We start from the raw sequence: 7,563 nt of genomic DNA, 5'->3' as shown, positions 1-7,563 counted from the left end.
CAAGGATCGGTCACTGATGTTCAGGCAATTGAAATCCTCCAGGAAATTGTAGAAAGCGAACGCAAAATCAACCAAGAATTCCTAGATGCAAAACTCAAACAAACCGGATATAACCGGGAGCTTTTAATCTTTTCCCTTTTTTACCTCCAGAGGAACCCTACTCAGGACTCCGACTTCAAAGCGGAAGAATGGAAGTCCCACTTTGCAAAGATCCGAAAACAAAAAGAGGAAGAAGACCTTTCTAAAATCGTTTCCCCATTTGCATACGACTCGGAAGAATCCTCTTTTTTATCTGAAAGATAATATGAACGTGAGTTCGCGGAGAAAATTGGGCGAATAAACTCTATTTCGCTCCCTACGGGGCGCTTTCTTTCTCAACTTCGTTGAGAGCCGCTCACGACGCTCCACTGTTCGCTGACTATTTCGCTCCCTACGGGGCGCTTTCTTTCTCAACTTCGTTGAGAGCCGCTCACGACGCTCCACTGTTCGCTTTCTCAACTTCGTTGAGAGCCGCTCACGACGCTCCACTGTTCGCTGACTATTTCGCTCCCTACGGGGCGCTTTCTTTCTCAACTTCGTTGAGAGCCGCTCACGACGCTCCGCTGTTCGCTGGCTATTTCGCTCCCTACGGGGCGCTTTCTTTCTCAACTTCGTTGAGAGCCGCTCACGACGCTCCGCTGTTCGCTGGCTATTTCGCTCCCTACGGGGCGCTTTCTTTCTCAACTTCGTTGAGAGCCGCTCACGACGCTCCGCTGTTCGCTGGCTATTTCGCTCCCTACGGGGCGCGAAATAGGCGGGAAAACTCCGGTGGTTTTTCTCTATCAGAAAATCATGCTTTTTGCAAGTAAAAAATAGGATTCTTGTCTGAACACTTGCGTTTTATTATATATAAAGTTCTATCCACTAAAATCTAACCCCTAATCACTAACACGTCGGAACACTTGAAAAATATCAGTTTTTAATTTTTACTACTCGGCCGCGTGAAAATGATACTCAAACAATAAACGGTCGATTTGCAAAAGTGCGGCGGTTCTCAAAAATTAAGCCAAATCGGGAAATCCCGACTTTTTAAAGGAAGATTCTAATTTTCGAAATAGTTTATCATAGTATTTTATTCATGCGTCCGAGTGTATTACCCCGAAAGCCTTCTTAATTTGTGGGTAACGTTTATGATAGAGAACAGTGTCGCTTTAGTTTTGGCCGGACCACAGTTTCTACTCTGATCGACAAATTGAAGAATCATCTGAAAAACGTAATTCTTTTGCCATTCCAATTTGTCGATCTTAAAACACGACCCATAGGGAGTTATTTTGCTGAGTTTTCATCTTCAATCGCTTTCGCATTTGTTATATCGAGCTCACGTTAGATTAGGTTTTAAAATTCGATTTGAAACGTTCTTTCGTCGATACAGATTTTTCATTTCCTTTCAAAGTAGTCCAGTAAAGAGAAAAATAAGAACTTGCCTCAAAAGTTTTAAAAATTCGGAAATGAATTAAGATAAAAAGAATCTGAAAATTTTTAGATAATTCCTAAATTATAAATTTAGAATACTTTAATTCCTAAAAACTTGTCCCAAAACTTAGATAGAAACATCATCACAAATTTTTCACAAAACGAAGAAATTCCCACAGATTACGTCCCTTTGGCTATTTATCGGTTTTCGAACCGATTCTATTGTTGTTAAAATCCCGTTGAAGTTCCTACATTCTGAAGTTTTGAACATGCTCTAAGTTGAACAAAGCTTCATTAATTTCAGAAAATCCGAAAAAGGGCTAAATGGAATCCATTTGTCTTTATCGGAATTCTACTTTTACCCAAACTTCCATCCTCAAATACAACTCGGTCCAAAGGAAACCTAACGCCACTTGTGAACTTTTTAGAAGTTCTATTTTTTACTGTTTTGCTTTGTATTACTGATCTCTACATAACAAAGTGCCCAAAAATCTGCGTCTAAACGCGGGATTTGTGTTCAAATGAACAACGGTATTCTATTTTATAGGGATCAATGAAAACCTTTCAAAAGGCACTTTCTTGCTAAAAAATTTTAAAATTTATTTTATACTAGTGATTCTCTATTTACAAAAGCATCATTATCATTAGTTTGGGCACCGCCGGATGTTACTCAAGATCTAGTTGTGAGGAACGTTCGAGAACAATTAACAAGGAATCCAGGAGAAAAATGCAGGTTTTTAAAGATTACCTTGAGTATTATCAAGTATAATCTTTCATAATTTCCAACCTAATGCGTTTTTAAAAACGCTTAATTCGCTTATCATTTTTTTCGATTATTACGAAATCGTTAGAATCAATATTTCTAAAACGCAATATGCCTTCTTTATTTTTAAATAGGAATACAAAGAGAATATTTTTTTATTTATTTCGCGATTTCATTGACATAAACAAGACCAAAATTTTACGTTCTCAAAAATTACTTAAGTAAGAGGACTTTAATGAAAAAATTAACTATTTTGGCTCTAACGGTGGGCCTGATGATTTCTATGAATAACTGTACAAGCACTTACGGTACAAACGGTATTGCTGGGGCAAAACTGAGTTCTTTCTTAGACATTCGTGCTTTGAATAGAAAGGATTACAAAGTAATCGGAAGTGTAAAAGGTGAAGCTACCTATACAAGAACTAGATATTTACTCCCACTCTATCCATTTGTAACCTATAACTTTGGTACTCCAGGTCTTACTGCGAAAAAAGACAGTGGCTCCATTTCAGGGTATTCAGTTTTCCCTACTCCTACAAGCCCACTTGATTATGCAAAAGACCAGGCAATTTACAATGCTTTAGAAAAATTAGATGGCGCCGATGCAATTCTTCAACCACGTTTTAAAACAAAGTGTGAAGATTTTAATTTTCCACTTTTCTATAATGAAGAAAAATGCACTGTAAACGTAATCGGTAAAGCTATCTCTATCAATGAAGGTTAATATCTTCATTTTAATCATTACTCTTTTTGCAATGATTAACTGCTCTTCTGCAGGCTCTGCTGGAAAGGGCATAAATGACTATCAATACAGTGCTGGTAGTTATTATGTAATCCAGGATGCTAAAAACGATTACGTCGATTCCGAGAAGTTCGGAGAAAGTGAAGTGATATCAAAAAATCCAATTAGGATTTGTTCTGATTTACTTCTTTTCCCATTCAACATCTTTTATTTTGCATTTCAAGGTGAAACACTGTTTGGAACTTTTAGATCAAGTGAAAAGGAATTTAATAGAAAAATTTCAGCGCTCCAACTTGATCCGGCCGAACAGTCTTTAAACACTGAAGACTATGAAGAATCTAATGGAAAACTCGCGTTAAGAATATATGGAGATTTATTATTAACACCTTTAAATCTTTTTTATTTCATAATTGCGGATGATACATTATTGGGTTCAATAAGTCAGATTGAGCGAAAATCGAACAATCTTGATTACCGAAACAGAGTAGTGATGGCTCGTCGTTATTATTTACTGAAAGCTGGTACAACGAAAAAACAAATGTCAGTAACTGATACTCCTCTCTCTATTTCTCAAGGCGAAAAAGATTATTACTTCACATCAGATAAGATAATGTATCGCTTCGACGCAGAAACCTTCGGACAAATATTGACCGATGCGAATCTGGTTTTAGATGATCTCGATTTATCAGCTGAAGACGTTGAGGAACTGAAGCAGAACGGTTACTTGGATTTCGTCGAAGACGACGTGAAGTCTATTCCGACTTTTGATGTAGCCCCTCCTGTAAAAGGTAAGAAAAAATAAGAATCTAATTCTTATTTTTCTTTTTATTAAAACCCTGTCGATTTCGGCAGGGTTTTTTATTTAGAATTTGTCCCAAAACCTGTCGAGCGCCAATAGAAACAGACACTGAGTTCGCTTAAAAACATAGGAGTTCCCACATTTTAAGTGGCGAGAGGTTAGGCTTTCCAACTCTAAATTGTTTCGATCGAAAATATTTTTTCCCTATTCATACAGAGAAGAATTGCTAGGAAAAAGGATCTTATGAAAAAAATCATCATCCTGACTTTAATCGCACTCAGCTTTTCGGTATTTTTATCGAATTGTGCCACTGGTCCTCAACAAGGTCTTGTTGTAACGAATATTACATTTCCAGGGGAAATCAATCCTTCCAACAACATCTCTACTGTTAAAAAAGCGGAAGGTTGTGCGCATAACATTCTCTACTTAGTTACTTGGGGAAATGCTGCTGCAGGCCAAATCGCACTCGACAATAAAATTTCTAGAATCGCGACCATAGACCATTCTATTGTTTCCGTTCTAGGACTTGTTTATAGCAACTATTGCACCATCGTAAGTGGGGAGTAACTAAAATGAAAAAATTCATCAGTCTGATCGTAATCTCTCTCGCGGCGTTCGTTGTATCCAACTGTGCGACGAGTATTTTTCCAGCGGCGATTTTCAATTCTTCCAATTATCACGTATCCGGAAATCCAACCGGTGGTCCTACGGATGCAAAAATCTTAAAGAGTGGAAAGTCTTGTAACAATTACTCGATTATTCTACTTTGGGGTTATTATTCCGGCGGAGAAGGAAGCATTGCAGAAGCGATGAAAGACGGCCAAATCACAAAGGTCGCGGTTGTAGACAAAAACACTTTCGGAATTTTAGGACCCATTTTCTCAAAAGAATGCGTCGTGGTTTACGGAGAATAAAAAGAACAACGTAAAAGTAGTTTCTTAATTCTCTAAAAAACAAATTCTATCAAACATTGAATATGCATCTTGCCCAGAGTGGAAATCATATTCAATGTTTTCATCTTTTATTCTTTTCTACATTCAAAAAAATTCTTTCAACTGATTCCTCTCTCAATTCGTTCGCATTCTGCGACAATTCATATTTTTTAGTTCTTGATGAGCCTAAAAAATACTTTCTTCTATCCATAACACGGTTAAGTTTTGGATCTATCAAGCTAGTTGAGCGATTTATAAAAAACGAGCGAAGCAAATTTTGCTGCCTTTATATCAATTCGTTTGTTCCTTTACTAATCCCTATAAAATAGAGTACCGTTCATCTGAGGTAGTCCCTACGTTTAGAGGCAGAATTTTAGGCACTCTATTATACAGAGATGAGTAAAACCACGATCGACAATCCCGAAAACATCGGATGCGAGCTCTTCTTTTGTCGCAAACCGAAATTAAGCATTCAAGTTTTATAATATTTTAAATATGAAACATATTCAAACACTCTTTTACAAGACATTATCGTCAGGTAGATTCGATTCCTTCCATTCCGATTTTAGAATCCTCAATTGCGGAAGCGCCAACCGGACTAATTACAATTTCTGCGTTGAATTCAGCATGCCCGCCAAGTTGTCTTTTTTGATACCAAACGAAACCTGCGTTAGCGCCGGTATAAGCTACAACCTGAACGGTTCTGGTTACCCAAACTCTCCAATTTGAGGCCCATAATTGAACATGAACTTGGCGTAAGAAAATGAGAAAGAATTTTCTAAAAGTAGGGTCCCTACTTTTAGAATTTGCTCGTAAAATCGCGATTTGTTGTAGTTTCCACATTTTAAGAATAGATTTACAAAGTTCAAATTCCAATTTCCTACATAAAAATGAACCATGAATTTCTTACGACCGAACTCACGTTATTTATTATAATTTACTCAATTACTTTTATTAATTTTCAAATAAAACTTTTATTTTTTAAACAGAACTAAAATAATTTTTAAAATTAGAGTTGTTGAAAAATTAATTTTCCTTCTGTTTCCGTTTCATTGAAATGAGCGATTGAGCAGTTTTTTTAGCTCCATTATGGAATTTTTCGACAACTCTATTTTATCCGAGTTACCGCATAAAAATGATACTCAAACAATAAACGGTCGATTTGCAAAAGTGCGGCGGTTCTCAAAAATTAAGCCAAATCGGTAATTTTCGGTTTTTTATAGAAATATTCCAACATTCTAACTTTCGAAATAAGTTTATCATAGTATTCTATTCATGCGCCCAAGTTAAAATCCTTTTGGGATATAAGAACACTTTCGAAAAACGTTAACCGAATTATCAATTTTAAAGTTGATAACCCGCACATACTTCAAAATCGGGCAATTCCTTTCTTTTTATAACGAAAAATACTTTACCACATTCCGCATAATAAACAGGATTCAAATACAAGTAATTTCCATGAAATCTCGTTCTATCGTTTTACTTGCCTACTTATATCTGTGCTTCTTTGTCGCAACCTGTTCCTCTGGTCATATCTCCATTCAGCCCGCTCTTTCCGGAGAGGAAAAAATACTCGGAAGGGTCAAGGGGACCGCCTGTGGATTTTTAGGCGTTCTTATACCTTGGTATTATTTCATTCCGATTCAACAAAATTCTAAAATAGAAAGGGCGTATTCCGACGCGATTCAACAGATCCCGGGAACGAAAGCGATTAAAAATATTACGATCGAAGAAACTTGGTTTTGGGCAATCGTGGGAATCACTCAATGTATGACAATTTCAGGGGATGCCGTTCGATGAATCTAAAGATTGTCGGAATCATTTTACTGTTCACGTTTTCCTGTTTTTCCCAACCGCTCATCATACCGGAAGATAAAAATAGAAAACCAAGTTCCAACCTTATCACCTATCCGGCCTACGCAAAAGAATGCGGATTTCTTTTACTCATGTTCGTTCCGATCGGAATTAACGACCGTTTTGTAAACGCATATTCAAAAATCGTCAAACAAGCAAAAGGTGGGATCCTTTCCCAGATCACACTTCAAGAATCCTGGTATTACGGCTTTATCGGAACGGGATACTGTACGACAATTACAGCCATGGTCACCAAAGGGGATGATGAATGAAAAAACGTAAAAAATTAATCTTTTATAATATTCAAAATACAAAAATATGCTTGCTCTTATCGAAAAGCCCGCTCCATCTTTTTATTATCCCCTTGTTTCTTCTTTCCTTCATAAGTTGTATAGCGATCCGAGTCTACATTCCCCGAAAAGGAGGAATCGCGCATGACGTCGGCAACTTAGACACAATCCCGCACCTCGCGGTTCCGAATCCGAATTTTAATTTTGAAATCCTCGAATCCCCGACACTCAAGAATGAAACGTTCGCAATTCGAAAACCGTCCCTTTTCTTTCTTGCGCCCGAAAAATTGGAAAACGAATACGGTTCCGTAGGAACCGTGATTGCGAGGGAATTGGATCGAAACAGAAACGATTATAAAACTGATCAAAAATATAAAATTCATATCAAAGATTTCGAGCTCAAAACGATAGACCATTGTTTTTTCGGAAGCGAAACGGAAGTAAAACTAAATATTGAGATCGTAAATCTCACAAAAAAAGAAAACGTCCTAGATTTTCAATACGCGGATTCTATCACTTCGAACGTGACCGATTGTCATTTTACTTTGGCCACGGCTACGGTTCTGGGATGGTTGATCTATTTACCCTATTTAGGGTTCCGGGGGAATCGAGAGGATCAACTCAATCAACTCGGGAAAACGGCTCTATTAGAATTTTCTGAAAAGCTAAAAATTACTTTAAAACAATCTTCTAAACCAGTTTCTCTCAGAAATCACTAGGATATTTTTTAA

At 37.2% G+C, this 7,563-nt stretch carries 8 protein-coding genes (1 of these 8 running past the window's edge); all 8 read left to right on the top strand.

What is annotated here, in order from left to right; translation table 11 throughout:
* A protein-coding gene (locus FHG67_RS09015) for a tetratricopeptide repeat protein (RefSeq protein WP_004499078.1) crosses the window boundary here: on the top strand, positions 1-303 show its end. Its footprint begins 915 nt before the window's first position; the window shows 303 of its 1,218 coding nt (coding positions 916-1,218); its start codon lies off the left edge, out of view; its stop codon occupies positions 301-303.
* Between the two features lie 2,147 nt (positions 304-2,450).
* Positions 2,451-2,939, top strand: a complete 489-nt coding sequence (locus tag FHG67_RS09000) for a hypothetical protein (protein ID WP_004497577.1) — start codon at positions 2,451-2,453, stop codon at positions 2,937-2,939.
* Positions 2,929-3,759 (top strand): hypothetical protein, encoded by an 831-nt coding sequence (locus FHG67_RS08995; RefSeq protein ID WP_004497572.1) that lies wholly within the window; start codon positions 2,929-2,931, stop codon positions 3,757-3,759. The genes FHG67_RS09000 and FHG67_RS08995 overlap by 11 nt, the downstream gene beginning before the upstream one ends.
* A 240-nt stretch (positions 3,760-3,999) precedes the next feature.
* Complete coding sequence (locus FHG67_RS08990) at positions 4,000-4,323, top strand: TRL-like family protein (RefSeq protein WP_004497626.1); 324 nt, start codon at positions 4,000-4,002, stop codon at positions 4,321-4,323.
* A 5-nt stretch (positions 4,324-4,328) separates the two neighbouring features.
* Positions 4,329-4,670 carry a TRL domain-containing protein gene (locus tag FHG67_RS08985; RefSeq protein ID WP_004497660.1) on the top strand — a complete coding sequence of 114 codons (342 nt, stop codon included), beginning with the start codon at positions 4,329-4,331 and terminating at the stop codon, positions 4,668-4,670.
* A gap of 1,476 nt (positions 4,671-6,146) precedes the next feature.
* Positions 6,147-6,488 carry a hypothetical protein gene (locus FHG67_RS08975; protein ID WP_002629914.1) on the top strand — a complete coding sequence of 114 codons (342 nt, stop codon included), beginning with the start codon at positions 6,147-6,149 and terminating at the stop codon, positions 6,486-6,488.
* Positions 6,485-6,814 (top strand): hypothetical protein, encoded by a 330-nt coding sequence (locus FHG67_RS08970; RefSeq protein ID WP_002629915.1) that lies wholly within the window; start codon positions 6,485-6,487, stop codon positions 6,812-6,814. Before FHG67_RS08975 ends, FHG67_RS08970 begins: the two co-directional genes overlap by 4 nt.
* Complete coding sequence (locus FHG67_RS08965; RefSeq protein WP_004499059.1) at positions 6,811-7,551, top strand: hypothetical protein; 741 nt, start codon at positions 6,811-6,813, stop codon at positions 7,549-7,551. Before FHG67_RS08970 ends, FHG67_RS08965 begins: the two co-directional genes overlap by 4 nt.
* The last annotated feature ends 12 nt before the right edge of the window (positions 7,552-7,563 follow it).

Source organism: Leptospira weilii (assembly GCF_006874765.1).
Classification (GTDB): Bacteria; Spirochaetota; Leptospiria; order Leptospirales; family Leptospiraceae; genus Leptospira; species Leptospira weilii.
This window is presented reverse-complemented; position numbering and strand designations above follow the sequence as displayed.